Origin of the sequence: Marinobacterium sp. BA1, assembly GCF_041155135.1 — a bacterium.
In the GTDB taxonomy this organism is placed as follows: domain Bacteria; phylum Pseudomonadota; class Gammaproteobacteria; order Pseudomonadales; family Balneatricaceae; genus Marinobacterium; species Marinobacterium iners.
In genome coordinates, this window is record NZ_BAAFHC010000001.1 from 2,309,298 (window position 1) to 2,335,879 (window position 26,582).

Consider the following 26,582-nt stretch of genomic DNA (forward strand, 5'->3'; position numbering starts at 1 on the left):
AAAGCACACAACTCTAACAACGGCAGGGATTTTGGGCAAGGTTCAAACATGTTATCTTATGCGCCATTCACCCTTTCCAAACCCTACTGTTGCGAGGCCTGAGTATTCAGCCGCCCTTAAGCCAACAGACTGATCAGAGCGAGAAGCGGACCTATGTCACTGGACCGATCCGATGTGGAACAGATTGCACATCTGGCACGGCTGCAGATCGATGCGGCCGATATCGACGGCTACAGCCAATCCCTCAACAGTATTCTGGGCCTGGTTGACCAGATGCAGGCCACCTGCACTGAAGGCGTCGAGCCGCTGGCGCATCCACTGGATGCCGTTCAGCGCCTGCGTCGTGACGAAGTCACCGAGCCCAACCAGCGCGAAGCCCTGCAGGCCATCGCACCGGCCACAGAAGCCGGACTGTTTCTGGTTCCCAGAGTGATTGAGTAATGCCTACGGCAGCAAGGATTACCGATAATGTTTGAATTGACACTGGCTGAACTGGCCCGCGGGCTGGAAAACGGCGACTTCAGCAGTACCGAACTGACACAGGCCTACCTGCAGCGCATCAAGTCGCTGGATGGCCAATACAACGCATTCATCACCGTTACCGAAGAGCAGGCACTTGCGCAAGCCAAGGCCGCCGATGAGGCACGTGCCGCTGGCAAAGCCGGTGCGCTCTGCGGTCTGCCGATCGCGCACAAGGACCTGTTCTGTACCCAGGGCGTGCGTACCTCCAGCGCATCCAAAATGCTGGACAACTTTATCTCTCCCTACGACGCCACCATCGTCAGCCGCCTGAAAAACGCCGGCAGCGTGATGCTGGGCAAGCTGAACATGGATGAGTTCGCCATGGGCTCCTCCAACGAGAGCAGTTTCTACGGCGCCGTGCGCAACCCCTGGGATACCGACCGCGTACCCGGCGGTTCTTCCGGTGGCTCGGCAGCAGCCGTGGCGGCGCGCCTGACCCCGGCTGCGACCGGATCCGATACCGGCGGCTCCATCCGCCAACCTGCTGCTCTGTGTGGCATCACCGGCATCAAGCCAACCTATGGCCGCGTCTCGCGCTACGGCATGATCGCCTTTGCCTCCTCACTGGATCAGGCAGGCCCCATGGCGCAGACCGCCGAAGACTGTGCCATGATCCTCAACGCCATGGCCGGTTTCGATCCGCTGGACTCTACCAGTGCCGAGCGTGACAGCGAAGATTACACCACGGCACTGAACCAGCCGCTGGCGGGCCTGAAGATCGGTCTGCCCAAGGAGTATTTCTCCGCCGCACTGGATTCAGGCGTCGCTGAACAGGTGCGCAATGCCGTCGCCGAGTTCGAGAAGCTGGGCGCGACCGTGAAAGAGGTCAGCCTGCCCAACACCGAGCTGTGCATTCCGGCCTATTACATTCTGGCCCCGGCAGAAGCCTCGTCCAACCTGTCCCGTTTTGATGGCGTACGCTATGGCTACCGTTGCGACAATCCGGTGGATCTGGAAGACCTGTACAAGCGCAGCCGTGGCGAAGGTTTCGGCACCGAGGTCAAGCGCCGCATCATGGTGGGGGCTTACGCGCTTTCTGCCGGTTACTACGATGCCTACTACCGCAAAGCACAGCAGATCCGTCGCATGATCCAGCAGGATTTCGTCAATGTGCTCAACGACGTTGATGTGATCATGGGCCCGACCACGCCGCATCCGGCCTTCAAACTGGGAGAAAAGAACAGCGACCCAGTTTCCATGTACATGGAAGATATCTTCACCCTGTCACTGAACCTGGCCGGCCTGCCGGGCATCTCCATCCCCTGCGGTCAAACCCAGGGCCTGCCGGTGGGCCTGCAGATCATCGGCAACTACTTTGCCGAGTCCAAGCTGCTCAACGTGGCGCACCAGTTCCAGCAGGCAACTGACTGGCATAAACAGATTCCGGCCGGAGTGGAGGTGTAAGCATGGAATGGGAAGTTGTTATCGGACTGGAAATCCACGTCCAGCTGTCGACCAAAACCAAGATTTTCTCCGGCGCCAGCACCGCCTTCGGTGCCGAGCCCAACACTCAGGCCTGCGCCGTTGACCTGGCGCTGCCGGGCACCCTACCGGTATTCAACGAGAACGCCCTGCGCATGGCGGTGATGTTCGGTCTGGCGGTGAACTCCGAGATCGGTAAACGCTCCGTATTCGAGCGCAAGAACTACTTCTATCCGGACCTGCCCAAGGGCTACCAGACCACTCAGCTGGCTGAGCCGATCGTCGGCCCGGGCTTTATCGACATTGAGACCGATGACGGCGCACAGCGCCGCGTGCGTATCCACCACGCCCACCTGGAAGAGGATGCAGGCAAGTCCCTGCACGAAGACTTCCACGGCATGTCCGGCATCGACCTGAACCGCGCCGGCACCCCGCTGGTGGAGATTGTCTCCGAACCGGACATGCGCACCTCCAAGGAAGCGGCGGCCTACGCACGCAAGATCCACGCCATCGTCACCACTCTCGGCATCTGCGACGGCAACATGGCCGAAGGCTCCATGCGCTGCGACTGCAACGTCTCCATCCGCCCGAAGGGCCAGGAAGAGCTTGGCACTCGCACCGAGCTGAAAAACATCAACTCCTTCCGCTTCATCGAGCGCGCCATCGACACCGAAGTGGCGCGCCAGATCGATCTGATCGAAGACGGTGGCCGCGTGGTACAGGAAACCCGCCTGTACGATCCGGACAAGAACGAAACCCGCAGCATGCGCTCCAAGGAAGAAGCCAACGACTACCGTTACTTCCCCTGCCCTGACCTGCTGCCGGTCATTATCGATGACAGCTATATCGATGCGATCCGCGAAACCCTGCCGGAACTGCCGGATGCCCGTCGCGAGCGCTTCATCAGCGAGTACAGCCTGTCCGAGTACGATGCAGGTGTGCTGTCCGCCTACCGTCCGCAGGCCGACTACTACGAGCAGGTAGTCAAACTGTCCGGCGATACCAAGCTGGCAGCCAACTGGGTGATGGGTGAACTGGCCAAGTTCCTCAACCAGAACGACACCGACATCAAGGACAGCCCGGTTTCCGCCGAGCAGCTCGGCGGCCTGCTGGTACGCATCAAGGACAACACCATCTCCGGCAACATCGCCAAGAAGGTGTTTGAACTGATGTGGAGCAAGGGCGGCAGCGCTGACGAGATCATCGAAGCCGAAGGCCTGAAGCAGGTCACCGATACTGGCGCCATCGAGAAGATCGTTGACGAAGTGATCGCCAGCGCCGACAAACAGGTGGAGCAGTACAAGGCTGCCGAACCGGACAAGCGCGGCAAGATGATCGGCTTCTTTATGGGACAGGTGATGAAGGCTACGGGCGGCAAGGCCAACCCGGGCGCCGTCACCGGCATCCTGAAGCAGAAGCTGGATGCGCTCTGTAGTAAATAACCGCTCTCTGAAATCAGCAAAAGGGCGCCCATGAGCGCCCTTGTTTCATTATCTGCTCCGCCATCAATAGAGTTAGCACGCTCCAGTCCTTATTTTGAAGAACGTGATAAATCAACGAGTCAAGCAAACCCAAAAGTATCGCACTCCGGCCTGAAACAGGCTGTAGCAGACCAAGCTGAACTTGGCGAAAGTCTGAACTGGGCCACCCGTACAGATAGTTTATGAGTCAGTGGAGAGCCAGATCAGACAACATCCGCACATGACAGGGTACCGAAACACAAAGCCCGATGCATAAGAGTCCTACGCTGTGCGACGCATGTGCAAACCAACAACTGCCGCAAGCATAGTGATCAACAGCACTAGCATATTTAGATTCAAGGCCGGGACAGGAACGATCACACGTCTTTTAAGAGTTATTGCATCTGGGCTGGAGGGTGCATTGCTGTTGATTAGCACCGTTTGGCTTACAAAACTGCTCCCACCCGGGCGGACAGTAAAGCTCAATGTACAACTACTGCCAACAGCAATGATCAAAGGTGCCGAGCCACAAGTACCACCTGAAGCCACAAACGGAGAAACAGCTGCATCAATACTGCTGATCTCCCAATCAGCCGTGCCCGAGTTAGACAGCGTCACCGTGTACTCATTACTGGTTTCACTTGCCCCTACAATACCAAAATCAATTGTATCAGGTGAGATGGAAACTACTGGCGCAGGCACAGACAGCAACGGTGAAACAACGTACAGGCCATAACTAGCACCCGCGCAGCCATTCCCTCCTGCTAAAATGCTGGCAGCCCACTGATTGTTCACCTGGTTCGAACTCCCCGCCAAACATCCATCACTAAGCGAGTCATTACCACCAAGCGAGTCATCACCAATACCCGTTGAACTGCCCGTAAAATTAAAACCTGTCCAGATCGATGAATTAACCGCCGTTCCAGACTCATCGTATCCAATCGGATTATTCAAAGAGTTACTAAATAACCCTGCCGTATTATTTGCCACCCTGTCCCCATTGGTATTGTAAATCGGGTATGAGGTGCCAGCACCGAATGCTGACAGGGTCACCAACGAAGAATCGTCATGACCGAACAGTGTAGTCCAACCATTAATGGCATCAGTATCCGGGTCATTCGCCTTTACTGCAGCCGCGTAAGCAGTGTACGTCGCTGAAGTCTGCGCTCCATTCACAACATCACTGCCAGCAAAGATGATGTAGAATTGATCGCCTGGATTGAGATCAGACGGTATGAGCGCTGCAGGAGCATCCAATGCTGCTGCATGCTGAGCGTATGAAAGAAGTGCATACAGCGTTACATATTTGGCAAGTTGCATGAATATGTTTCCTTAGTGTAATTATTTAAATAGCATTTAATCCTTGATCACTATTCATTGATACCGGTACGAGTGAATTAATGCGTCATTCAGCTGCGTATTAACTATGAAACCTAACACGCCGCTCTAGAGAAATAAAATAATGCAGGTTTCGTTTTCTGCAAGCAGGTTTCCAAGATGGCTCAAGCCCACTCGACCTAGACGCACCTCAGCTCAACAAAACTGTCTACAACCCGATCCGGCGAGCAGTTTTCCACCGGCTCGCCGTGGTTGTAACCATAGCTGACACAAACCACCGGGCAGCCGGCGGCGCGGGCAGCCAGCACATCGTTGCGTGAATCCCCCAGCATCAGTGCCTGTTCAGGCTGACAACCCAGGGTTTCCATCACCACTTGCAATGGCAGCGGATCGGGCTTTTTCACCGGCAGGCTGTCACCGCCCAACACTTGAGCGAAGTAATGATCAATCTTCAGCGCACGCAGCAGAGGAGTAGTAAATGCCATCGGCTTGTTGGTCACCACCGCCATGGGCACACCGGCGTGCTGCAGATACAACAGCACTTCTTCAACACCCGGGTAGAGTTTGCTGTAGCGCCCATTACTCTGGGTATAGGCCGACAGAAACACCTCGAACGCCGCCTGAAACAGTTCCGGCTCGATGGCATCATCCGCCGGGTACATCTCGCCCGTGAGTGCACGCATCACCAAAACCGGTGCGCCGTTGCCGACCCACTGGCGCACCTTCTCTTCACCAGCCGTCTTCCGCCCCAGCGCCTGCAGCATGTTATCCACAGCGGCCGTCAGGTCCAGCGCACTGTCCACCAGCGTGCCATCCAGGTCGAACATCACACAGGCGGGCAACTCGCCATTGAACAGACTGCGCATCAGCCCGCGACCTTCGCCAGCTCGTCGCGCATCTGCGCAATCGTCGCTGCGTAGTCATCGGTATTGAAAATGGCGGAACCGGCGACAAAGGTGTCAGCACCGGCAGCCGCAATCTCGGCAATATTGCCGATACCCACGCCACCGTCCACTTCCAGACGGATATCAAAGCCACTCTCATCGATGCGCTGGCGCACCTGACGCAGCTTGTCCAATGTAGTCGGAATAAATTTCTGGCCGCCAAAACCGGGGTTAACCGACATCAGCAGGATCATGTCTACCTTATCCATCACATGATCCAGATAGTGCAGCGGCGTGGCCGGGTTGAACACCAGGCCGGACTGACAGCCGCCGTCGCGGATCATCTGCAGCGAACGGTCGATATGCTCGGAGGCTTCCGGGTGGAAAGTGATATAGCTTGCCCCCGCCTTCAGAAACTCACTGATCATGTGGTCTACCGGCTTCACCATCAGATGGGCATCGATGGGTGCGGTGATACCGTAGTCACGCAGCGCCTTGCACACCATCGGGCCGATGGTCAGGTTGGGCACGTAGTGGTTGTCCATGACATCAAAGTGGACAATGTCCGCACCGGCAGCCAGTACGTTTTCAACCTCTTCCCCCAGACGGGCAAAATCGGCGGAGAGAATGGAAGGAGCAATCTTGAAATCGGCCATGGGAACTCGTTCGCTGGTTAACAATGCGGCTATTGTACCCAAGCTGCCGACGCTATTCAGCACCCGTACCAGTAATCCTCTTGCGGCCATGCAAGTCAGCCTCGATAATCAGACCATGCCTATTTATTTGAAGCTCATCACATTCATGCTCGGTACTCTGATCCCCTTCGCCTTTGCACAAGCGCAAACAGAGACCACGGGCGATGATACTGCCCCTGCACGCCATTCGGCGGGTAGTCTTGATGATGCTGAGCTACTGCTCCTGCAACTCGAAGCGAATGCAGAGCTGATTTCCCTGGAGCTGGAAGAGACTGCCTTTTTTTTGATTTTCCGTCCGGGTGTTGCCCCTGTTCCAGTTGGCAATTTGGTGATCATGCCGGATACAGGTGTTGGTGCTGGGTGGGCCGAGCAAGGCACAGCCATCAGCCGCTATCTTTCGGCACATGGCTGGAATACTCTGATATTACAGCCCCCAAGCCCTCCAAACCCCGCTCTGCCCAAGCGCACGCTGCCAAGCATGCGAGCGATTAGGGCCGGCACAACGCCAGACACCCCCCCCACTCCCAGCCCCCAGACTGAAACTGAACCAACGCAACCCGGATCGGAAGACACGGCCGAAGCAACACCCGAGATGCCTTTCGCTGATCAGGTACGCCAACGACTGTCCCTGGCACGCACTGAGTTACAGCAGAGAAGCCATGAGGACACCGAAATTAACGCAATATTAGGCATAGGCAGTAGTGCCCCCTGGGCGGCAGCCCTTGCAGCCGAGCTGGGAGATGAATGGGATCTGGTGATGATCAATCCGCGTCCGAGCGAAGCCTCCGAAGCCAACCTGATTGAGCTGTTGCCACGGATTAAAGGCAGAATTATTGATCTATATTACCTGCCACTGCCCGGCTACCCGGAAGCCGCACCTGACGCGCAACTGCGCCGCCAACTGGTCATTCGCACGGAGATGCTCGACTATCATCAAAGCCGACTGCCCGGTGTATTCAGAGGCTGGCAGCACGAAATGCCACAACTTGTTCGCCAGCTGCGCGGGATTATGGAGCGGATATTACTGGCCGAGCCAAAAGTGCCAGAGTCAAAACAGTTACCAGCACCCGAAAACCAGACCGCGCCGGGCATTCGCAACCCACGCCCGGCGAGCGGCCCCGGAGCGGTATGAGTCACCTCATGCCACGCGCCGCCTTGATACGGTCATAGGCAGCCTGTATTTCCTGGGTTTTCTCTTTGGCAAGCTGAACCATGTCTTCCGGCAGCCCTTTGGCAATGAGTTTGTCTGGATGATGCTGACTCATAAGCTTGCGCCAGGCCTTTTTGACATCGGCATCACTGGCATCGGGGCTAACCCCGATTACACCATACGCATCCGCCAAAAGGCCTGCCTCGTTATAGCCAGGCTGCTGATGCGATTCCCAAGAGTGGCGTCTGAAAGCATCTTCTGCCCGCATGCGCGACATCAGCAGCTCCATTTCCTGCTGCGTGAAACGTAGTTCCGAAAACACCTGCTGCAGTACAGCTTGCTCTGCCGGGCTAATTTCGCCATCTGCCATCGCTGCCTGCAGCTGAATCTCGACGAACATCAATTTCACGGTCGGCCGCTGGCGCAGCACAATGGCCAGTGGCCTCAATACGGCGGCGATATCAAAATCGTCCTGCTTACCTTCCGTGAAATGCTCAATCGCTTCACGTCGACGCGCCTCGCTCAGGCTCATTCGGGTCATGACTTCACGGGCAAAAGCGATCTCGTTTTCGGTTACACGCCCATCCGCCTTGGCTACCTTGCCCATGACACTGAAGGTACCGCGAAAAAACAATTGCTGCGGATTATACGCCTGCAGTTTGCCGCTCAGGCTACGCTGAATCAGAAAGCCGACCGTACCGCCGATCAGTAAACCCAGAGGGCCGCCACTGAGCAGCCCAATCAAACCGCCAGTGATTGCCCCGGCCCGGTAACGCCGCAACTGTTGCAACAGGTTTTCCATAATTCCCTCCCCTAAATCCTGCCGTTACGCAGGCGTTGATCCAGTTGCGCCAGACGCTCTGGCGTACCAACATCTTCCCACCAGCCCTGATGACGCTCACCGTTGACCCGTCCACGCGCCATTGCTGCACGTAACAAGGGGGCCAGTGCAAAAGCGGTCTCGGTCACCCCCTCGAACAGCTGGGGAGTAAGCACACTCATGCCGCTGAAGGTCAGTCGTGGCTCACCCTGCTCACTGATTTGACCAGACGCCTGAAGTACAAAATCCCCTGCAGGATGCCAGGGTGGGTTGTCAGTCAACACCAGATGTGCCCCACCCTGAGCAGGCGCGACTTGAGCCAACTGGTGCAAGGGATGAGTACTGAAAACATCGCCGTTGAGTACCAGAAAAGGGTCATCGCCTCGCTCACACAACAACGGCAGAGCCTGCAGAATCCCTCCGCCCGTTTCCAGTGGCTCAATTTCGGGCGAGTACTGAATCCGTGCCCCGTAGCGACTGCCATCCTGAAGGTAATCCTCAATCTGCTGACCCAGCCAAGCGTGATTAATCACGATATCGGTAACACCGGCGGCCACCAGCCGCTCAATGGGATACTCGATCAGCCGCTTGCCACCCACGCTGAGCAGCGGTTTGGGGGTTGTCAGGGTCAGCGGTCGCATACGCGTCCCTAACCCTGCCGCAAGAATCATCGCTCGCATCACTGCCACCAACGCTCGATCTGCTTGCCGGCAAAATGCGGATGCGCCACGAAGGCAGGTACCACTCGCCGATCCAGCCAGCGCACGAACGGCGCCAGCTCCTCATAGCGTGAAGCGACCCGGTAAAGATAGGCAAAGGTTCTGGGCAGGTCATCCAGGTATCCAGCCTTGCCGTCACGTAGCCAAAGCCGGGCGAAAATACCCAGCACCTTTATATGGCGCTGCATGCCCATCAAATCGAACTGCTGCTGAAACAGCCCCTGCTCCGCAACATCAAGACCATCCTGTTTCAGGCGCTGACGGAACGCTTCCACCCAGAAGCGCACCTGTTCGTCTGGCCAGTCGATATAACAGTCACGCAACAGCGAGACCAGATCATAGGTAACAGGCCCCGATACGGCATCCTGAAAATCGATAATGCCCAACCGGCCATCGTCGATCAGCATCAAATTGCGCGAGTGGTAATCTCGGTGCACACTGACTTGTGGCTGCGCCAGCGCGGATTCAATCAGCAGCTTGGCCACCAGACCAAGGAGGTGGTATTCCTCTTCCTGCAGTTCCAGTCCCAGTAAACGTGTCAAAAACCACTCGGGAAACAGCGCCATCTCGCGCGCCAGCATCACACGGTCATAGGGGGGTAATGCAGGCTGATCGGTTGTACGCTGAATCTGCCGTAACGCTTCGAAGGCTGCGGCATAATGCTGCTCTACCGTTGTTTCGGAAAGCTGGGGTAGTAGAAGCTGGTCCCCAAAGTCCTCTAGCAGCATAAAGCCCAGCTCAAGGTCGCTAGCAATCACCCTCGGTACCGCAATGCCCTGTGCATGCCAGGCCTGAGCTATGGCCAGAAAAGGCTCACAATCCTCATGCTCGGGCGGCGCATCAACGGCAATCCAGCTCCCCTCGGGGCCTGTGGCTCGAAAATAACGGCGGAAACTGGCGTCACCGGAGACTGCCTGCAGCTCAGCGTCTACCTCCATTTCCTGCGCAGCGGCCTGCTGCTGTACCCATTCTGAAAGCTGTTTCAGCCGTTGCCCCATTCGCCCTTATCCTCTAGCACTTGAAGTTGTGAATGCTTTATCATGCATGGCTCGGTATGGTACTCGACTTACGGGCTGGCGTGAAACCGGCCACGACCGCAACTGGATGGCGATCTGATGCCCTTTAACACCCGCGCTGCATTCAAACTCACCCTTGCCATTGCTGCTGCCATCTGTACTCAGTCAGTACAGGCACAGGAGAGCAACGAACGACTCTGGAGCTGTAACCTGACTCCATCTGGAGAATGGGACTGTGAAGTCAATGAAGCCCTGATGCAGCAACAGGAGGGCACACCATCTGCCAGTCAAACAGCGGCAGAGACCGATTCCACAACCGGGCAGGACACGCTCCAACCCAGTGATTCCTCTACAGCGGATACAGCTGCAACGGCCGCCACACAGAAAGAAGCAACAGCTGAAACAGACGCAGAATCCGTCAGCATCAGCACTGTATCTGCAGCGCCGCCCGTTACTGACACAGAGTTGAGAACAGGCGCACCAGCGGCCATACAGTGGCCTGAGCCTGCAGCGGCTACACTACGGTCGAAGCCCTCCATGGCTCAAACACAGGTTGCAGCCACCCCCTCCACCTCTGGGGACTGGAGCTGTGTCGCTGTCGACGGTGAGTGGGACTGCAACCGCCAAAGTGATACCAACGGTCCTCGCCCAGGCATCGCCATTGCGGGATCGAGTGCTGCAATGACCGGCAAGCCGGAGTGGAGCTGCGAAGCTGACGGCAATGAATGGGCTTGTCAGCAGGTCGCCACTCAGGCCCCCTCTCAGCCTGCGGCCCAGGGCGCTCGCATCGCGACCCCTGCCAATCAAGCCGCGCTGGACTGGTATGCCTACGCACCCGGTGAGGCACCTGGTGCCTGTACTGGCCGCTACATTGAACCTGAATTTGCCTTTCTGGAAGATAACCGCCCCTTTGATCAACAGCCGGTCTATATCAATGCGCTCAGATCCAGCACAGAGCTTGGCGGCATTACCCGGCTGGAAGGTGGTATCGAAATACAACGCGGTGGCCGCCTGTTTACAAGCGCCAGTGGCGAATTTGACCAGGGCGCGCGCGTTGCTCGCCTGATTGGTGGCGTTAATTACCGGGAAAAAGGCCTGCTCCTTCTGAGTGAGCAGGCCGAAGCGAACATGATCAGCGGTGAGACCCGATTCGATGGCGCTCAATATGTGATGCATGAGCAGCACATGCGTGGCAACGCGGACAACATCACTCGCTTCGGTGATCGTCGTATTCTGTTGAACGAAGGCGCCATCACATTCTGCGAGCCTGGCAGCAATGCCTGGCAAATAGCAGCGGAATCCATTGAGCTCAACCCCGAGGCCGGACGAGGTGTCGCCAGGCATGCCACATTTGATGTTGCTGGCGTCCCCATCCTGTACACCCCTTATCTGTCATTCCCGATTGATGATCGTCGCCAGTCAGGCTTCCTTTACCCCAGCCTTGGTTACTCGGAAAGCAATGGGATCGATATCGCCATTCCCTACTACTTCAATCTGGCCGAGAATTTCGACGATACACTGACCCCACGCTACATCGGTGAACGCGGGTTGCTGCTGGAAAATGAATTCCGTTACATGAACCGCTGGTCACACAGCACTCTGAGTACAGCCTGGATGTCCGATGACAGTCGTTATAACGACAGTCGCTGGCTTTTTGGCGTCGATCATAAGGGTACCCCTTATGACAACCTCTACAGCCGTATCGACTTCACCCGAGTCAGTGACGATGATTACTTTGAAGATCTTGGCACATCACTCGAAGTTCAGCGTGATGACCACCTCGACCAGCTGTTTGAGCTACGCTATCTGCAGCCGGGCTGGAATCTTGCACTGCGTACAGAAAGCTATCAGACCATTGGTGGTTCCACCCCCTATGAACGTTTGCCGCAGCTGTTGCTGACAGGCCATCAGAACCGCCTTGCCGGCATATTGGATCTAAGCTATCAGGCCGAATACACACGCTTTGAGCGTGATCTCGACAGTATCTACGCACCGGCAGGTGATCTGGCAGCGACTGTTGGCGACCGTGTACATCTGCGCCCCAAGCTGAGTCTGTCTCTTGACCGTCCCTGGGGGTTCATCCGTCCGGCCGTTACACTTTGGCACTCATCCTATGAGCTCGAAAACGAGCGCAATGGCGCCTTGGGAGGTAGCCAGTCAATCACTGCCAGTATTTACAGCCTGGACAGTGGACTGGTACTTGAACGTGATTTTGGCCTCGCTGAAAGCAACTATACGCAAACGCTTGAACCTCGTTTATTCCTGCTGCATTCGGACGCCGACGAGCAGCCGGATTCACTGATTCCCCGGTTTGACTCGTCACAACTCGGCTTTACCTACTACAACCTGTTCCATGAAACCGGCTGGAGTGGTAACGACCGGGTAGCTGACACAACGCAGGCAACCATTGGTTTGTCCAGTGCCCTGTATAATGATCTGGGTATGGAAAAGCTGCGCGTGGGTGTGGCTCAGGCACAGTATTTTGCTGATCGTGAGCACGCGGGTCGTCCGGGTGATAACATTACAGGCTCTACTGCAGGCAGCTCCAATTTGGCCACTCTGGCCAACTGGAGTATCACGCCCAGCCTGAAGCTGAGTCATGATGGCGAAGTTGATCGCGACAGTTACGAGTTTCTGGAACACAACTACAAGCTAAGCTACCTGCCGGGTGACAAGCGCCTGCTCTACGTGAGTTATCGTGACAGTATCGAAAAGGATCTCAATGAAGGTGTTAAGCAGCTGGATGTAGCCTTTCGCTGGCCTCTTAACAAAAGCTGGACCAGTTACGGTCGCTGGCAACATGACCTGGACAACAGCGAAAACCTTGAAACCCTGCTCGGGGTCGAATACGCCAGCTGCTGCTGGAAGATGCGCCTTACCGGACGCAGCTGGGTAGTTGATCCCAATACAGTTGCCCAAAACCAGTTTGAAACCGATACAGGCATCTTCCTGCAATTCGTTTTCCGAGGCCTTGGCGCCTTTGGACAAGGCAGTGGCCGCGAGTTCCTGGAAGATATCACCGGATATGATGAGGATGAAAATGGCTCTTTCTAAACTGAGGCACCCCCTTGCGGCCTTGCTACTGTTGGCCCTGCCGCTGACCTCCGTCAACGCCGAGTTACTCGATCGCGTAGCCGCCATCGTGAATGAAGATGTGGTTCTGGAAAGCGAGCTTGAACAGCGGTTGGAGCTGGTGACTGAACAGATTAATGCCCGCGGTGAAGACACGCGCCTGCCACCCGAAAATGTCCTTAAACAGCAGGTGCTGGACCGCTTGATTCTGGAAAGCATTCAGACACAAATTGCCCAGCAGCAGGGCATCCGCGTCTCCGACCGCCAGCTGAACGATGCTCTGGAACGCATCGCGCAGCAAAACAACATGACGCTGGGACAGTTCCGCGAAGCACTGATTGCCGAGGGCCAGGATTACAACGCCGCTCGTGAGCAGATTCGGCGCGAAATTCTGCTCAGCCAGGTGCAGCAGAGTAACGTCAACCGTCGCATCAGTGTCTCTGACCAGGAGGTACAAAACTTCCTTGATTCAGAGTTGGGTCAGCAGGAAATTCAGGCGGAATTTCAGCTGCGCAACATCCTGATCGCACTGCCTGACGGCGCTTCGCCCCAGATGATTCAGCAAGCCGAGGAGAAGTCACGCGACCTGTATCAGCAACTGCAGGAGGGTGCAGACTTTGCCGAACTCGCACTGGCGGTATCCAATGCCCCCAATGCGCTGCAGGGTGGGGAACTGGGCTGGCGGCGCGAGTCCGAACTGCCTGAACCACTGGCTGCAGCCATCGGCAAGCTGAGCCCTGGTCAGATCAGCCAGCCAGTTCGCACTCCCGGCGGCTTTCATATCCTCAAAGTTGAGGACAAGCGTGGTGGCAAGGTCCAGCTGGTGAATCAGGTTAAGGTACGCCACATTCTGCTGACGCCAAATGAGATTCGCAGCCCCGAACAGACCCGCCGCCTGATCGACGAGCTGTACCGCCGCCTGCAGGATGGCGAACCCTTTGATGAGTTGGCACGCCGTTACAGCGACGATGCTGCCAGCGGCTCGCAGGGCGGTGACCTGGGCTGGACCCAGAATGGCCAGATGGTGCCTGAGTTTGAGCAGGTGATGAACAGCACCGACAAGGGTGAGATCAGCGAGCCTTTCCAGTCTCGTTTCGGCTGGCACATTCTGCAGGTACAGGACTATCGTACACAGGATATGGGTGAGGAGATGCTGGAATCTCAGGCACGCAACAGCATTCGCCAGCGCAAGTTCTCAGAGGAATTGAACAACTGGCTGCGCGAGATTCGATCTCAAGCCTATATTGAGCGCAAGATTTGACTGTGAGTTGCCCACGCCTTGCCATCACCCCCGGGGAGCCTGCCGGTATAGGCCCTGAGCTCTGCGTACAGCTGGCCCAGCAGGCATTTCCCTGCCAGCTGGTTGCCGTAGCGGACCCGGAGCTACTGCGCCAGCGTGCTGCAGCCCTGGGGCTTGAACTTGAAGTACTCCCCTTCAACAGTGTCGAACCTGCTACGCCCGCTCAGCCTGGAGCCATTTACTGCCAGCCGGTACAGCTCACGGCCAAAAGTGAACCCGGCCTGCTGAACCCGGCCAACGCTTCCTATGTGCTGGAAACGTTGCGACAGGCAACGCTGGGCTGCCTTTCCGGCAGTTTCGATGCGCTAATAACGGCACCTGTACACAAGGGCGTAATCAATGACGCCGGCATCGCCTTCACCGGCCATACCGAGTTTCTGGAAGAGATGACCGGCAGTCACAAGGTCGTGATGATGCTGGCCACTGAAGGACTGAAAGTCGCCCTGGCTACCACTCACCTGCCTCTTGCCGCCGTATCCGCCGCCATCACCCAACCGCTGTTGCGTGATGTCATTACGGTGCTGCTGCATGATCTCAAGCGATCATTTGGCATCAAGCAGCCTCGCATACTGGTGGCCGGGCTCAACCCCCATGCCGGTGAGGGTGGCCACATGGGCCGCGAAGAGATCGATGTGATCGAGCCGATACTGGCGGAATTCAGACAGCACGGAGCTGATCTGGTGGGCCCCCTGCCCGCTGATACGCTGTTCACCGAACACCATCTCAAGGATGCCGATGCGGTGCTGGCCATGTACCATGATCAGGGACTGCCCGTCCTCAAGTACAAGGGATTCGGTCGAGCGGCCAACATAACACTGGGGTTACCGATCATCCGCACCTCGGTTGATCACGGTACGGCGCTTGACCTGGCCGGCACTGGGCTGGCCGACATTGGCAGCCTTCAGACCGCGCTGCGTTTTGCCCTCGACATGGCCCGCCATCAATCAGGTAACTGATCAATGAGTAAAAAACCCGTTGGACACAAGGCGCGCAAGCGTTTTGGTCAGAACTTTCTGCACGATCAGGGCGTCATAGGACGTATCATCCGTGCCATTAACCCTCAGCCGGGCGAACATATGGTCGAAATCGGCCCGGGGCTTGGAGCTCTGACTGAAGAACTGCTGGACGCCTGCAATGGCGAACTGGATGCCGTGGAGCTGGATCGGGACCTGATTCCGGTCCTGCGCACGCAGTTTTTCCGTTATGCCGACACCTTCACCATCCATGAAGCCGATGCACTCAAGTTCGACTTTGAGAGCCTGAAACAGGATGAACGGCCGTTGCGCATTGTGGGTAACCTGCCCTATAACATCTCGACACCGTTGATCTTTCACCTGCTCAGCTTCAATGGCCTCATTAAGGATATGCACTTCATGCTGCAAAAGGAGGTCGTTGAGCGCCTGGCCGCAGGTCCGGGTGAAAACCACTACGGCCGACTGGGGATTATGGCCCAGTATTATTGCCGTATAGAGCCTCTGTTTATCGTGCCTCCGGAGGCTTTTTCGCCAGCACCCAAGGTCGACTCAGCCATCGTTCGTCTGGTCCCCTATGCCGAACCCCCGGTTCCGGCAAAGGATGTGCACCTGTTGCAAACAGTCGTGCGTACCGCCTTCGGTCAGCGCCGTAAAACACTGCGCAACAACTTGAAAACACTGATTGATGCCGATCAGCTGGAACAGCTGGGCATCGACCCGGGACTACGCCCGGAGCGGCTGACACTGGCACAATTTGTCAGCATCAGCGATGCTTTGACTGCGTGATGAACCCTGCTCACAGGCAAGAGGAAACCGAAAAACTGATGCAAAATCTGGACTACAGTCGAAACATCGAGATCCGTGTCGACACCGCCTACCTGCCGGAACAGTCCGAGCCAGAGGCGCACCGTTTTGTTTTTTCCTACCGAATCAGCATTACCAACAACAATACCGAAAGTGTTCAGCTATTGAGCCGACGCTGGCGCATCACCGACGGCAATGAACATGTTCAGGAAGTTGAGGGTGAGGGCGTGGTTGGAGAAAAACCAGTCATCGAACCTGGCCATACCTACGAGTACACCAGTGGCACCGTGCTTGCTACTGAGGTTGGCAGCATGCAGGGACACTACCATATGGTAACGGGTGACAATCAAGGCTTTGACGCTCAGATCCCCCCCTTCACTCTGGCTCAGCCCAACGCACTGCACTGAGTGTCAGAACAGCCCCGGTTGACGCCGGGGCTGCGTTGCCCAGTCGACAAAGCCACAAATCCCGGGCCGCTGTTGCTCCAGCCTCTGTGCAAACCAGCGCGCCAGCTCAGGCGCCCTCGCATTATCGGGCGAGTGCATGAATATGAAGGGGGTCCTGCCCTCATCAATCCATTTCAGTACCTGTCCAACCCAGGGTTCAAGCCACTGATAGCCCTGCTCCAGTGCCAGCGGTGCAATGAATCTCACCATGGGTGTTAACCCTGTCGCCAATACTCTCAGCGGCAGATCCGGTTTCTGCTGAAGTGCCTCTCGACTAACAGGGTCAGCCGCCGGGTTGGCAAACAGAGCTCTGGTATCAAAACTGATCCGATTGATCCCCGTTTCCATCAGCAGCCTGTTCAGACAGCGCTCCGGCTCCCCGCCCTGAAAAAACGCCTGATGCCGAACCTCTACCCCGTAACGCACACCGGCTGGCAGCTGCTGCAGAAAGCGTTCAAGCAGAGTCAGGTCGTTCGGCCCGAAGCTGGCAGGCAACTGCAGACAGAGCATTCCCAACCGCTGCTCCAGCAACAGCATATGATCCAGAAACGCAGCCAGTTCAGCTCCGCAACCGCGCAGACGCGCTGTATGGCTGATGCTTTGGGGAAATTTGAAGCAGAAACGGAAATCTGCAGACGTTTGGCTCTGCCAATGCAACAACGTATCCCGCCCGGGCAACCCATAGAAGGTCGTATTACCTTCCACTGAATTGAAGCAGGCGGCATACTGGGCCAGATCGGATTGCTGTGCATCCGTCTGGAAACTGTTATCCCACTGCGGATGTTTCCATTGCGGCAGGCCAATATAGTAGTCTGACGACATCGGTAGGGTCTTGTTATACTGCGACTTCACATTCCAGTGCCGACATTGGCACGGCTGTACAGGGTACTCAAAAACAATGGATTTCGCCTCACTTCTCGGGATTTTTTCAGGCATTGCCCTGATCGTCAGCGCCATCCTGTTGGGCGGCAACCCCGATGTATTCGTCAACGTCCCCGGCCTGATGATCGTAGCCGGCGGGACTATTGCAGCCACCCTGCTGACAGTACAGTTCAAGGATGTACTGAACGCCTTTAAGGCGGCCTGGATCGTATTTACACAAGACAAAACCAATGCGCAGGAAATGATCGATACCATGCTTGAGCTGAGCCGGGTATCACACCGTCACGGTCTGTTGAAACTGGGAGATGTGGAAAGCGACTCCCATGTACTGAAACGCACCTGCAACCTGCTCGCAGAGGCCGCTTCCGAGCAGGTGATCAGAAACACTCTGCAGAATGAGATCGACTCTCTGATCGCACGTCATCACTCGGTACAGGACGTGTTTCGCAAGATGGCAGCCTATGCACCGGCTTTCGGCATGCTGGGCACCCTGATCGGTCTGATCCAGATGCTCAGTCAGTTGAGCAACCCGGAAACCATTGGCCCCGCGATGGCCGTTGCTCTTTTGACAACCTTCTATGGTTCGCTTCTGGCCACCATGGTGTTCCTGCCCATTGCCGGCAAACTCCACGCGCGCACCCTGTCTGAGGTCACCAATCTGGAGATTATTCGGGAAGGCTGCATCAGTATCCTCACCAATGACCATTACATGCATGTCTACGAACAGCTGGCCTCCTACCTGCCCGAAGCCCAGCGCAAGCCGATTAAAATCGGCAAGGCACAAAAGCCCGGTGAAGAGAATGCCAAAGCAGCTCGCAAGAAGCCCGAGGCTTCGCGGTGAGCAGTCGTCGACGTGAGCTGACAGACGACTCCGGCTCTCCAGGCTGGTTGATGACATATGCCGACCTAATGACGCTGCTGCTGGTGTTCTTTGTTTTGCTGTTCTCCATGTCCAACCTGGAAAAGGAACGCTTTGCCGATGCAATGCGCTCATTTCAGACAGCTTTCCAGCGTGCCGTCTCCGGTGCGCCCAACAGTATCGTTCCACTGGAACACAACGCCCCAACCACTGACTCAACCGAAATTAACGATACCATTTTGCAAACGCCGGAAGAGCGTCCACAGTCCGATCAGGATTCTGATGCGGATCAGGAAGCACGCGCACTGGAGCTTGAGTGGCAGCAGCTTACGCGTGATATGCAGCGAGCGTTTGAGCTGATGCAGATGCAGGATGCGGTCGAAATCGGCGCACCCAAAGATGGCAAGCTGTCTCTGCGCGTCAAGGGAGCAGCCCTGTTTGGCTCCGGCTCTGCCGAGTTCAATCGCGCCATGCTGCCGATGCTGGATGCACTGCTTGAGACGCTGGTAATCAACCCAGGCTACAAGCTGGAAATTCAGGGTCATACCGATGATATTCCGATCAGCACAGCTCAGTTCCCGTCAAACTGGGAATTGTCGGCCGTGCGTGCTACCACAGTACTGCGCTATATGGTCGATGCGGGTATCAACCCCAAACGGCTGACGGCAACCGGCTATGGCTCTTCGATTCCGCTTGTACCGAACATCTCGCCAGAAAACAGGGCCATTAACCGCCGCATTGAATTCGTTTTGGAAAAACGGGCTGTAGAACAATGAAACCAAGGATCCATATTCCAGAGCTGGCCGACAACGGACGCAGGGCGTATCGCCTCAAGGTAAACGAGGACGACCCCATCTGGGTTGAAATACAGGGTATGAGCGTACACCTGGAAGACTTGTCTGAAACCGGCATCGCCTTTTTTGCTGAAGCAGACCTGTCGCTCCAGTGCTATCCGGTCAGGCTGAAATTCCAGATTAATGATCGCGCATTCAGTTTTGACTGCTCACTCCAGCTGGTGCGCCAGGTGAATGAACTCTGGTGTGGCGACTTGTCGGGCCTGTCCGAGTTTGAGCACAGAATGCTGTCGCAGTTCGTAACCTGGTGCCAAACACGTGCCATCCGACGCGATAGAATGAAAACGTAATAAACTCTTGACCTTAGCTTAATCCGTGCGTAGTATACGCGTCATCAAGTTGATGCGGGGTGGAGCAGTCTGGTAGCTCGTCGGGCTCATAACCCGAAGGTCGTTGGTTCAAATCCAGCCCCCGCTACCAAATTTAGAGAAAGCCGGTTACCGAAAGGTGCCGGTTTTTTCGTTTTTATCCCTGACCCAAATTTTTTCACTAAAGCAACCAGCCACACATTCACGAACAGCCCTTCTGCACACGATACGCAACCTGTCGTCTGGTAACGCCGAGCATTTTCGCTGCCTGAGTCAGATTGCCACCCGACTTTTCCACCGCTATGTGATAGATGCGATTCAGATGCGTATCCATATCAACTGAGCTGCCAATCAGTGACTCGTAGAGGCCATCAAGACCGGCCTCTTCCAGTTTGTGCACCTGCCCGCCGGGACTGAGTCCTGCGCCGGAAATCGACAGCCCTGCCTTACCCGGGAACAGATGCTCGATTTCCATTGCGCCACCTTCTGGCGCGAGGATGACCGCTCGCTCTATCAGGTTTTCAAGCTCACGGATGTTGCCCGGCCATTTGTACTCGGTCATGGCCTGCATTGCACCGTCCGTAATGCCGCTAATGGACTTGCCGTAGAGCGGCAGAAATTTGTCCAGCATGGCCTGAGCCAACAGTGGGATATCCGATTTGCGCTCACGCAACGGCGGTATGTTGACCGGGTATGTCGCTATTCGATAGAAAAGATCCGCCCTGAAGGCACCATCCGCAATCGCCTTCTCCAGATCCACATTGGTTGCGGCAATGAGCCGCACGTCCACTTTGCGTGTCTGATTGTCACCCAAACGTTCCACTTCCCCACTTTGAAGCACACGCAGCAGCTTGACCTGCGCCGAGGGCGAAAGATCGCCGACTTCATCAAGAAAAAGGGTACCTCCATTTGCCCGCTCGAAACGTCCGGGCCGTGACTCCTGAGCGCCCGTGTAAGCGCCTCGGCGCACGCCAAACAGCTCGGCTTCAATCAATTCATTTGGGATGGCTGCGCAGTTAATGGCTACAAATGGCTGCTCGGCACGGGCACTGTTGTCATGCAACCATTTGGCAAAGACCTCCTTACCCACGCCGGTTTCACCGAGAAGCAGCACATTGATCGGTCCACGACAGGCTTTTTGCAAAAGGTCGAACGCCTTTGCAAAACCGGGAGACTGGCCGACCAGATTCCCCCGATTCAGCGGTTCAAGTCTGGGCCTTGAGCCGCGCAGCTGTTGCAGCTGCTCTTCAAGATCGCAGCCGGAAGTCGGCACCTGATCCATTCTGAACAGGTCAATGTAGCTGTCATCATTCCACTCTTCCGCGGGTTTCCCGATGACCGTGCAGTGAGGATCCCCCTTGCAGGCACACTCAACCTCCCGAAATACGATGAACCGTCGAAAAAACGTGCTGACATAACCAGAAGCATATCCGACCAGGGTCCAGCAGCCGACATCGTCGCCAACACCATACTTCTGGATGTGCGCCTCAGCTTCCCAGGACCCTTCCATGCGGACATGTCCATCAAAGCTGCCTTCCTCCCAGTCGATATCGGCCTGAGTGATTTCGGCCTTGACCTGCCCTTCGAAAGCATGAAGCTCGGGACCAATCTTGAAGACATCATAGTCATCACCAGCCCCATACAGCTGCATGGCAACCTGAGCATCAAGCTGACCGGCCTTGAACCCCATCCGAATCAGGACCCCACGGGCTCGTGCCTCGCTCATATTTGAGAACAGCTCGTCTCTCAAACTGCTCAAGGCTTGCGTATGCAGCAGCAACATCCGATTTTCGCACAGCCAGATGTGGCCATTGTCGATATTGAATTTGAGTTTCGAGCGCAGATTGAAATGCTCGATCAATCTTTTCTCACTCATGGACTATCCACTCAGGCCACTGTTGCTGGTATTGAGGAAGACCCGGGCCTAAGCCAGTGCCAATATGGCTTCACAGGCCTGTTTGACTTTCTGGTATGCCGGTCGAACCTGCTGCACCCCCAACTCTCTGGCCTGCAACAGTTCACCACGTTCGGCCAACTGAAAAATCACATCCCGGGACGAACGGTAATCCCTGATCGCTGTTCGCAATGCCGTTATGAGCTGGTCTTTAAGCTGGGGGGCCGTGTTCGTGTGACAGGCACCGCTGATCCGGTCCACTTGCATGTCGATAAAGCCATCGATTTGCCGAACGCGCCTGATAAATGGCACGACCTGATCAGAGGTTCGCGCATTCATGATCATGATGTTATTCAAACGTATCTCTTCGATTAAATCCATCAGGATCGCATGATCACTTGCCGTCACATCCAGATCACTGGCCATATCCTTGATCGTCGTGAACTGCATCGTCAGCTGACGTATATCCTCATTACAGCTATTAACCAGCTGATCGAGGCTGTCGGACAACTTTTGAACCTCATGCGCCGACGTCGTCAGCTGGCCCGTGATGTGCAATTGAGCATCGGCACCACCCAGCATGCGCTCAGCTTCTTGTGAAGCGATGGCTGCATGCTCATCAATACGGCTCAATAGAGCCGACACCTCCTCCGCCACGCCATGTACCGTCTCTGTTGTCTCTGTGGCGACTGTCAGCTGTACATCAAGCTTTTCAATGCCCGCTCCAATACTGTCAATGATCTGTCTGACATCCTGAGTTGAACGTTCGGTACGCTCGGCGAGCTGGCGTACCTCATCAGCGACCACTGCAAAACCGCGCCCGTTTTCACCTGCCCGCGCAGCTTCTATGGCAGCATTCAGTGCCAACAGATTGGTCTTGCCGGCAATTTCCTGAATGATGTTCACGATTTCCCCTATACGTGCAACATCATTGCGTACCGTACCAAAATCACCGGAAACCCTTGTGATCACGTCCAGCATCGTTGCCGCATTTTCCGCCATTTGACTGGCCGTGCCATTCCCCTGTCGTGCGCCGCCCTGTACCAAAGACGATACATCGACCAGTTCGGTGGCCTGTTGACTGATGTCTGATGCATGCCCCGCCACACGTTGAACAACAGTGGTTGTCTGCTCAGCCAGCAGCGCCTGACGATCGGCCGTCGCAACAATTTGTGTGAAGTTTGACACCAGACTGCCCGCCGCATTGGAGAGTGAGCGGGTCAGCTCGTTGATGCGTGCCGCTTTAGTGACTTTCTCAGCCAACACGTCATTGAGCTGAAGCAGCTGTTCAGCCGAGGATCTGCGGCTCGCGTCTGTCTCGAAAAGAGCGCAAACCCGGTCAGCCGCGTTTACCAACCGCTTTTCCCGTGCCGCACTTGAAAGATGGTAGCTCACTGCCAACAACAACGCGAAACAGGTTAGTGCCTTCAATTGAAAACCACCGGCACTGTAAGTAATGCACACCAGCACCAGCACGAGCGCAGCCAATAAAAGGCGCTCTGATTTCAGCTTTGTTTTTATAGTCATCAGAGATCACTCGAGAATAAAAGGACATCCCTGTCATGAAATCACGTGTTTATGTCATGCTTTTTTTCTAAGCAGGAAGTACCCCAGTGAGGGCAGCAATATCAGTGCTCCGAGCATGTTCCAGATGAACATGAATGCCAGCAGGATACCCATGTCCGCCTGGAACTTGATGGGCGACAGCACCCAGGTGAAGACCGCCACACCCAGTGTAATGCCAGTCAACACAACCACTTTTCCGGTAAACAGCAGGGCCTGATAGTAAGCCTCTGACAACGATTTTCCTTCTTTCAGGCGCGCCATGGTCACTGTGAGAATATAGAGGGCATAATCGACCCCGATACCGACGCCCAATGCAATCACGGGGAGTGTTGCCACCTTAACGCCAATATTCAGCCAAACCATCAGCGCCTGGCAGAGTATGGACGTGAGCATCAAGGGCAGTACCGCACACACAACCGCACGCCAGGACCGGAAGGTAATAAAAGCAAGCAGGATAACGGCTGAATAGACCAGCACCAGCATTTGCACATTGGCCTTTTCCACCACGATATTGGTGGCGGCTTCGATACCGGCATTGCCCGCCGCACTCAAAAAGCGGATGTTGTCACTGTTGTATTGGGTCGCGAAACGCTCCACTGTTTCGACGACGCGGTGCAACGTATCGGCCTTGTGGTCTTTAAGGTAGGCATAAACTGTCAGCAAATCACAGTTTTGATTAAACAGCTCACGCGGTGCCCGTGTGATAATGGCATTCAACATCCCCTGAGAACGCGGAATGCCATACCATTTAAGGCTGCCTTCATTCATGCCGGCCTGGGCAATCTTGGCCAGCCCAGCAAGTGAGCTGGTGGACTCCACGGCCGGCAACTGGGCCAGCTGACGCTCCAGAGCATCGACCGCCATCAGTGTGTCATAGTGCGCACACTCATACTGCCCCGTGCGCACCATTACAACATAGACGTCACTGCTGGCGGCGTAGTTGTCTACCATGAACCTGTTATCCAGGTTGTAACGCGAGTCCGCTCGCAGTTCCGGTGCTCCCTGACCGGTGTCACCGATTTTAACCTTCGAACTGACGACCAGCCCAACACCACCCAGCGCAATGGAAAAGATCACAACAAGCGTCGCGTAACGTTTTTGAGTGAACAGGTCCAGCCATGCCCAGAATGGGTGTTTGCTATGTTCCGTATCGTTGAGATCGGCAATCTCGGCACGAATACTGCGTTCGGCAGCTTTTGCATTCACTCCAGTGTAAGACAGGAGCACAGGCAGCAGGATCAAGTTGGTAAAAATCAACACCGCTACACCGATGCTGGCCGTCACAGCCAGATCCTGAATCACCGGAATATCAATGACCATCAGAACAGCGAAGCCAATCGCATCAGACAGCAAGGCTGTCAAGCCGGCCAGAAAAAGGCGACGGAAGGTGTAACGCGCTGCCAGCAACTTGTGCACACCTCGACCAATATCCTGCATGATGCCGTTCATTTTCTGCGCGCCATGACTCATGCCGATGGCAAACACCAGAAAAGGAACGAGAATCGAGTATGGATCCAGGTCGTAGCCCAGCAGGGGCAACAATCCCAGCAGCCAAACCACGGCTGTAAGGGAGCTCAGCACAACCAACAATGTGCTGCGGAGGCAGCGGGTGTACAGATAAAGTACCAGCATCGCGATGGCGATCGTCAGGGCAAAGAACAGCAACACCTGCTGCAGCCCCTCGATCAGATCGCCCACTACCTTTGCAAATCCGGTGATATGGATGCGAACCTTGTCTGATTCGTACTTGCTTCTCAACTCTTCGAGCTGCTGCGAGAACGCATGGTAGTCGATACGCTCTCCCGTTGATGTATCGGTTTCCTGCAACGGCACCAACAGAATGGAAGACTTGAAGTTTGCTGCCACAAGCTGACCGATCTCGCCTGACCGTTCAACATTGTTACGTACCTGATCGAGGCTTTCAGCCGAACCATCATATCCATCCGGTATGACGGGGCCTCCGTCCAGACCCTCTTCTGTCACGCCGGTCCAGCGTACGGCCGGCGCCCATAGTGATTTCATGAAGGGGCGATCGACACCGGGCAACAGAAAAATCTCGTCGTGGATTTTTCGCAAGGTGTCCATATACTCGGCATCGAAGATGGTGCCTTCCGCGTTTTCAACCGCAATCCGAAGGGTATTGCCCGTACCCGCCATTTGTTTGCGGTTTTCAAGGAAATTAACGATGAAGGGATGATTGGTTGGAATCATCTTTTCAAAGGCTGCACTCATGCCAAGATTGACAGACTGCATCCCCAGAAACACTGTAATCGCCATGCAAATCAGGATCACGGCGATACGATTGTTAAACAGAAGCCGCTCCGTCAGCCGACCGGAACGGGTATCAAAATCTTCCAGGTGACGAATCATCTCACCTGTATGGGCTTGATTGGATCTATTCATCACTTGTCTTCCAGCGCAAAAATGGAATCTTCCAGACGCACGGGGCCCCTTGCGGTGGCGAGTATCAAGGCACCATCACGGGCAAGCGTCATGTCTGTAATTGAAGGTACCGGGTTGATATCCAGCTTCTTGAAATCCAGGCCACGGTCGTTGCCCAGCATCAGATGGCCACCCTCGTCAGCCAATAGAATGCGGTCATCCTTCAGTTTGAGTCCTGCCGTCAGGGTCGCCTCCGAGCCGAGATCAATCGCCTCCCAGCCCTCATTGCTGCTGCGCCAGACATTGCCTCTGAGCCCAAATACCAGCAACTCATCGTTGTACAAAAGCACAAAACCGAAGAACGTTCCCTCATAGGGGGTTTCCACTCGAGAGTAGGTCAACGCCTCGGCCCCGCGTCGGAACAGACTTCCCTGCTCACCGGCAATGATGCGACGACTGCCTTCCATCTGGACCGAGTAAAGATGCCGGCCACCCGTGTTTGGAATCAGGTCCACACTGGACTGCCAGCTCTGCCCCCCGTCAAGGGTATGCAGGGCGATGCCATAGGCACCGACCGCCCAGCCCAGGCTTTGGTCAGCAAAGAACAGGTCAAGAAACGGCTTGTCGGCGCCTTCCTTGACAAGGTACTCGGCATTGCGGACGGCATCTTCTGCATCCGGCATACCGGCATCAAGCCTGCGCTTGGCTTCCTGATGAATCAGATCGGCGGCCTTGTAGCCATCCATTTGCAACGTCCAGGTTTCACCGCCATCGGCCGTGTGAAGAATCACACCACTATGGCCGGCAGCCCAGCCGTCCATGGGTGAAGCAAACTCAACATCAGTCAACGTTACGCTGACCGGTACACCTGTGCTCTGGCGCCAGCTGCGCCCGTTATCATCCGACAACAGAACAATGCCCTGCTCACCTACAGAGACAAGACGCTCACCTGCCAACGCGATACCGAGCTGGATCGACTGAAGTCCTCGGGCGGCTTGCTGTGCCGGCAACTCCAGAAGATCGGGCACTGAGCTTCGATCTGCAGGCTGAGCCAATGAAAAGTCAGCTGCACTGATCAGCAGGGTGCTCAATACCGAGGCTTTCAACACCTGGTTGAATCTGGCGTTTTTTATTTTCATCTTTGACTACTCAACTGGCGGGTTTACCGGGTACCTGCCCGGTAGTTGGCCGAGTCGCCTGCACCGGCAATACCGA

24 protein-coding genes and 1 tRNA gene are annotated in these 26,582 nt (G+C 55.8%); 14 read left to right on the forward strand and 11 right to left on the reverse strand.

The genetic code is table 11. The features are described 5' to 3' along the window. Window positions 1-153 precede the first annotated feature (153 nt). The 4 genes from gatC to ACAM29_RS11220 are packed head-to-tail and all read left to right on the forward strand — an operon-like array spanning window position 154 to window position 3,611. Window positions 154-441, forward strand: a complete 288-nt coding sequence (gene gatC, locus ACAM29_RS11205; RefSeq protein ID WP_091821777.1) for an Asp-tRNA(Asn)/Glu-tRNA(Gln) amidotransferase subunit GatC — start codon at window positions 154-156, stop codon at window positions 439-441. A 27-nt stretch (window positions 442-468) separates the two neighbouring features. Then, window positions 469-1,926, forward strand: a complete 1,458-nt coding sequence (gene gatA, locus ACAM29_RS11210; protein ID WP_369624150.1) for an Asp-tRNA(Asn)/Glu-tRNA(Gln) amidotransferase subunit GatA — start codon at window positions 469-471, stop codon at window positions 1,924-1,926. 2 nt (window positions 1,927-1,928) lie between these two features. Then, window positions 1,929-3,386 carry an Asp-tRNA(Asn)/Glu-tRNA(Gln) amidotransferase subunit GatB gene (gatB, locus tag ACAM29_RS11215; RefSeq protein WP_369624151.1) on the forward strand — a complete coding sequence of 486 codons (1,458 nt, stop codon included), beginning with the start codon at window positions 1,929-1,931 and terminating at the stop codon, window positions 3,384-3,386. Between the two features lie 30 nt (window positions 3,387-3,416). Further along, window positions 3,417-3,611: a hypothetical protein gene (locus ACAM29_RS11220; RefSeq protein WP_369624152.1), complete on the forward strand. Its 195-nt coding sequence runs from the start codon at window positions 3,417-3,419 to the stop codon at window positions 3,609-3,611. Window positions 3,612-3,686: 75 nt separating this feature from the next. Here the strand turns inward: ACAM29_RS11220 and ACAM29_RS11225 are convergent, their stop codons facing one another. The 3 genes from ACAM29_RS11225 to rpe all read right to left on the reverse strand — a co-directional run bounded on the left by ACAM29_RS11225 (window position 3,687) and on the right by rpe (window position 6,282). Continuing rightward, window positions 3,687-4,724, reverse strand: a complete 1,038-nt coding sequence (locus tag ACAM29_RS11225; RefSeq protein WP_369624153.1) for a choice-of-anchor D domain-containing protein — start codon at window positions 4,722-4,724, stop codon at window positions 3,687-3,689. Between the two features lie 197 nt (window positions 4,725-4,921). Beyond that, window positions 4,922-5,608: a phosphoglycolate phosphatase gene (locus ACAM29_RS11230; RefSeq protein WP_369624154.1), complete on the reverse strand. Its 687-nt coding sequence runs from the start codon at window positions 5,606-5,608 to the stop codon at window positions 4,922-4,924. After that, window positions 5,608-6,282 (reverse strand): ribulose-phosphate 3-epimerase, encoded by a 675-nt coding sequence (gene rpe / locus ACAM29_RS11235; protein ID WP_369624155.1) that lies wholly within the window; start codon window positions 6,280-6,282, stop codon window positions 5,608-5,610. The genes ACAM29_RS11230 and rpe overlap by 1 nt, the downstream gene beginning before the upstream one ends. On the opposite strand from rpe, the gene ACAM29_RS11240 reads away from it, so the two are divergent. Beyond that, the gene (locus tag ACAM29_RS11240) at window positions 6,269-7,453 is read left to right on the forward strand and encodes a DUF3530 family protein (protein WP_369624156.1); all 1,185 of its coding nucleotides are present in this window, start codon (window positions 6,269-6,271) and stop codon (window positions 7,451-7,453) included. The genes rpe and ACAM29_RS11240 overlap by 14 nt on opposite strands. Window position 7,454: 1 nt before the next feature. Here the strand turns inward: ACAM29_RS11240 and djlA are convergent, their stop codons facing one another. Genes djlA through ACAM29_RS11255 form a run of 3 tightly spaced genes read right to left on the reverse strand, consistent with a single transcriptional unit; the run spans window position 7,455 to window position 10,008 of the window. Then, window positions 7,455-8,273, reverse strand: a complete 819-nt coding sequence (djlA, locus tag ACAM29_RS11245) for a co-chaperone DjlA (protein WP_369624157.1) — start codon at window positions 8,271-8,273, stop codon at window positions 7,455-7,457. An 11-nt stretch (window positions 8,274-8,284) separates the two neighbouring features. After that, window positions 8,285-8,971 (reverse strand): N-acetylmuramate alpha-1-phosphate uridylyltransferase MurU, encoded by a 687-nt coding sequence (murU, locus tag ACAM29_RS11250; protein WP_369624158.1) that lies wholly within the window; start codon window positions 8,969-8,971, stop codon window positions 8,285-8,287. Then, entirely contained in the window at window positions 8,971-10,008 is a 1,038-nt protein-coding gene (locus ACAM29_RS11255; RefSeq protein WP_354409271.1) for a phosphotransferase, read from the reverse strand. Before ACAM29_RS11255 ends, murU begins: the two co-directional genes overlap by 1 nt. A gap of 117 nt (window positions 10,009-10,125) precedes the next feature. Between ACAM29_RS11255 and ACAM29_RS11260 the strand changes: the two genes are divergently transcribed. The 5 genes from ACAM29_RS11260 to apaG are packed head-to-tail and all read left to right on the forward strand — an operon-like array spanning window position 10,126 to window position 16,583. After that, window positions 10,126-13,080, forward strand: a complete 2,955-nt coding sequence (locus tag ACAM29_RS11260) for an LPS-assembly protein LptD (RefSeq protein ID WP_369624159.1) — start codon at window positions 10,126-10,128, stop codon at window positions 13,078-13,080. Continuing rightward, entirely contained in the window at window positions 13,067-14,359 is a 1,293-nt protein-coding gene (locus tag ACAM29_RS11265) for a peptidylprolyl isomerase (protein ID WP_206839278.1), read from the forward strand. The genes ACAM29_RS11260 and ACAM29_RS11265 overlap by 14 nt, the downstream gene beginning before the upstream one ends. A 2-nt stretch (window positions 14,360-14,361) precedes the next feature. After that, window positions 14,362-15,354, forward strand: a complete 993-nt coding sequence (gene pdxA, locus ACAM29_RS11270) for a 4-hydroxythreonine-4-phosphate dehydrogenase PdxA (RefSeq protein ID WP_369624160.1) — start codon at window positions 14,362-14,364, stop codon at window positions 15,352-15,354. A 3-nt stretch (window positions 15,355-15,357) separates the two neighbouring features. Next, on the forward strand, window positions 15,358-16,158 hold the full coding sequence (rsmA, locus tag ACAM29_RS11275) for a 16S rRNA (adenine(1518)-N(6)/adenine(1519)-N(6))-dimethyltransferase RsmA (protein ID WP_369624161.1): 801 nt from the start codon (window positions 15,358-15,360) through the stop codon (window positions 16,156-16,158). A gap of 38 nt (window positions 16,159-16,196) precedes the next feature. Further along, window positions 16,197-16,583 carry a Co2+/Mg2+ efflux protein ApaG gene (apaG, locus tag ACAM29_RS11280; RefSeq protein ID WP_091822836.1) on the forward strand — a complete coding sequence of 129 codons (387 nt, stop codon included), beginning with the start codon at window positions 16,197-16,199 and terminating at the stop codon, window positions 16,581-16,583. A gap of 3 nt (window positions 16,584-16,586) precedes the next feature. On the opposite strand, the gene ACAM29_RS11285 is transcribed toward apaG, so the two are convergent. Next, window positions 16,587-17,444: a DUF72 domain-containing protein gene (locus tag ACAM29_RS11285; protein ID WP_369624162.1), complete on the reverse strand. Its 858-nt coding sequence runs from the start codon at window positions 17,442-17,444 to the stop codon at window positions 16,587-16,589. A 76-nt stretch (window positions 17,445-17,520) separates the two neighbouring features. On the opposite strand from ACAM29_RS11285, the gene ACAM29_RS11290 reads away from it, so the two are divergent. The 4 genes from ACAM29_RS11290 (at window position 17,521) to ACAM29_RS11305 (ending at window position 19,637) form a co-directional block, all read left to right on the forward strand. Next, window positions 17,521-18,345 (forward strand): motility protein A, encoded by an 825-nt coding sequence (locus ACAM29_RS11290; protein ID WP_091821821.1) that lies wholly within the window; start codon window positions 17,521-17,523, stop codon window positions 18,343-18,345. Next, window positions 18,342-19,139 (forward strand): flagellar motor protein MotB, encoded by a 798-nt coding sequence (locus ACAM29_RS11295; RefSeq protein ID WP_354409257.1) that lies wholly within the window; start codon window positions 18,342-18,344, stop codon window positions 19,137-19,139. Before ACAM29_RS11290 ends, ACAM29_RS11295 begins: the two co-directional genes overlap by 4 nt. After that, on the forward strand, window positions 19,136-19,507 hold the full coding sequence (locus ACAM29_RS11300) for a PilZ domain-containing protein (RefSeq protein ID WP_091821828.1): 372 nt from the start codon (window positions 19,136-19,138) through the stop codon (window positions 19,505-19,507). Before ACAM29_RS11295 ends, ACAM29_RS11300 begins: the two co-directional genes overlap by 4 nt. A gap of 53 nt (window positions 19,508-19,560) precedes the next feature. After that, a tRNA-Met gene (locus ACAM29_RS11305) sits at window positions 19,561-19,637 on the forward strand. 90 nt (window positions 19,638-19,727) lie between these two features. Here ACAM29_RS11305 and ACAM29_RS11310 read toward each other — a convergent pair. From ACAM29_RS11310 to ACAM29_RS11325, 4 genes are read right to left on the reverse strand one after another with little or no spacing between them, the layout of a single operon-like run. Then, window positions 19,728-21,401: a sigma 54-interacting transcriptional regulator gene (locus ACAM29_RS11310; RefSeq protein ID WP_369624163.1), complete on the reverse strand. Its 1,674-nt coding sequence runs from the start codon at window positions 21,399-21,401 to the stop codon at window positions 19,728-19,730. A 48-nt stretch (window positions 21,402-21,449) separates the two neighbouring features. After that, entirely contained in the window at window positions 21,450-22,946 is a 1,497-nt protein-coding gene (locus ACAM29_RS11315; protein WP_369624164.1) for a methyl-accepting chemotaxis protein, read from the reverse strand. Window positions 22,947-23,000: 54 nt separating this feature from the next. Further along, window positions 23,001-25,355 carry an RND family transporter gene (locus ACAM29_RS11320; RefSeq protein ID WP_369625143.1) on the reverse strand — a complete coding sequence of 785 codons (2,355 nt, stop codon included), beginning with the start codon at window positions 25,353-25,355 and terminating at the stop codon, window positions 23,001-23,003. 32 nt (window positions 25,356-25,387) lie between these two features. Next, the gene (locus tag ACAM29_RS11325) at window positions 25,388-26,506 is read right to left on the reverse strand and encodes a WD40/YVTN/BNR-like repeat-containing protein (protein WP_369624165.1); all 1,119 of its coding nucleotides are present in this window, start codon (window positions 26,504-26,506) and stop codon (window positions 25,388-25,390) included. Between the last annotated feature and the right edge of the window lie 76 nt (window positions 26,507-26,582).

Excerpts from the sequence above, each read along its gene's own strand:
- rpe (WP_369624155.1), bottom strand. The coding sequence starts at position 6,282 with ATGGCCGATTTCAAGATTGCTCCTTCCATTCTCTCCGCCGATTTTGCC.
- ACAM29_RS11315 (WP_369624164.1), bottom strand. The coding sequence starts at position 22,946 with ATGACTATAAAAACAAAGCTGAAATCAGAGCGCCTTTTATTGGCTGCG.
- ACAM29_RS11310 (WP_369624163.1), bottom strand. The coding sequence starts at position 21,401 with ATGAGTGAGAAAAGATTGATCGAGCATTTCAATCTGCGCTCGAAACTC.
- rsmA (WP_369624161.1), top strand. The coding sequence starts at position 15,358 with ATGAGTAAAAAACCCGTTGGACACAAGGCGCGCAAGCGTTTTGGTCAG.
- ACAM29_RS11325 (WP_369624165.1), bottom strand. The coding sequence starts at position 26,506 with ATGAAAATAAAAAACGCCAGATTCAACCAGGTGTTGAAAGCCTCGGTA.
- ACAM29_RS11290 (WP_091821821.1), top strand. The coding sequence starts at position 17,521 with ATGGATTTCGCCTCACTTCTCGGGATTTTTTCAGGCATTGCCCTGATC.
- ACAM29_RS11230 (WP_369624154.1), bottom strand. The coding sequence starts at position 5,608 with ATGCGCAGTCTGTTCAATGGCGAGTTGCCCGCCTGTGTGATGTTCGAC.
- gatA (WP_369624150.1), top strand. The coding sequence starts at position 469 with ATGTTTGAATTGACACTGGCTGAACTGGCCCGCGGGCTGGAAAACGGC.
- ACAM29_RS11265 (WP_206839278.1), top strand. The coding sequence starts at position 13,067 with ATGGCTCTTTCTAAACTGAGGCACCCCCTTGCGGCCTTGCTACTGTTG.
- djlA (WP_369624157.1), bottom strand. The coding sequence starts at position 8,273 with ATGGAAAACCTGTTGCAACAGTTGCGGCGTTACCGGGCCGGGGCAATC.
- ACAM29_RS11220 (WP_369624152.1), top strand. The coding sequence starts at position 3,417 with ATGAGCGCCCTTGTTTCATTATCTGCTCCGCCATCAATAGAGTTAGCA.
- murU (WP_369624158.1), bottom strand. The coding sequence starts at position 8,971 with ATGCGAGCGATGATTCTTGCGGCAGGGTTAGGGACGCGTATGCGACCG.
- ACAM29_RS11225 (WP_369624153.1), bottom strand. The coding sequence starts at position 4,724 with ATGCAACTTGCCAAATATGTAACGCTGTATGCACTTCTTTCATACGCT.
- ACAM29_RS11255 (WP_354409271.1), bottom strand. The coding sequence starts at position 10,008 with ATGGGGCAACGGCTGAAACAGCTTTCAGAATGGGTACAGCAGCAGGCC.
- ACAM29_RS11320 (WP_369625143.1), bottom strand. The coding sequence starts at position 25,355 with ATGATTCGTCACCTGGAAGATTTTGATACCCGTTCCGGTCGGCTGACG.
- ACAM29_RS11285 (WP_369624162.1), bottom strand. The coding sequence starts at position 17,444 with ATGTCGTCAGACTACTATATTGGCCTGCCGCAATGGAAACATCCGCAG.
- ACAM29_RS11260 (WP_369624159.1), top strand. The coding sequence starts at position 10,126 with ATGCCCTTTAACACCCGCGCTGCATTCAAACTCACCCTTGCCATTGCT.
- gatC (WP_091821777.1), top strand. The coding sequence starts at position 154 with ATGTCACTGGACCGATCCGATGTGGAACAGATTGCACATCTGGCACGG.
- ACAM29_RS11300 (WP_091821828.1), top strand. The coding sequence starts at position 19,136 with ATGAAACCAAGGATCCATATTCCAGAGCTGGCCGACAACGGACGCAGG.
- gatB (WP_369624151.1), top strand. The coding sequence starts at position 1,929 with ATGGAATGGGAAGTTGTTATCGGACTGGAAATCCACGTCCAGCTGTCG.
- apaG (WP_091822836.1), top strand. The coding sequence starts at position 16,197 with ATGCAAAATCTGGACTACAGTCGAAACATCGAGATCCGTGTCGACACC.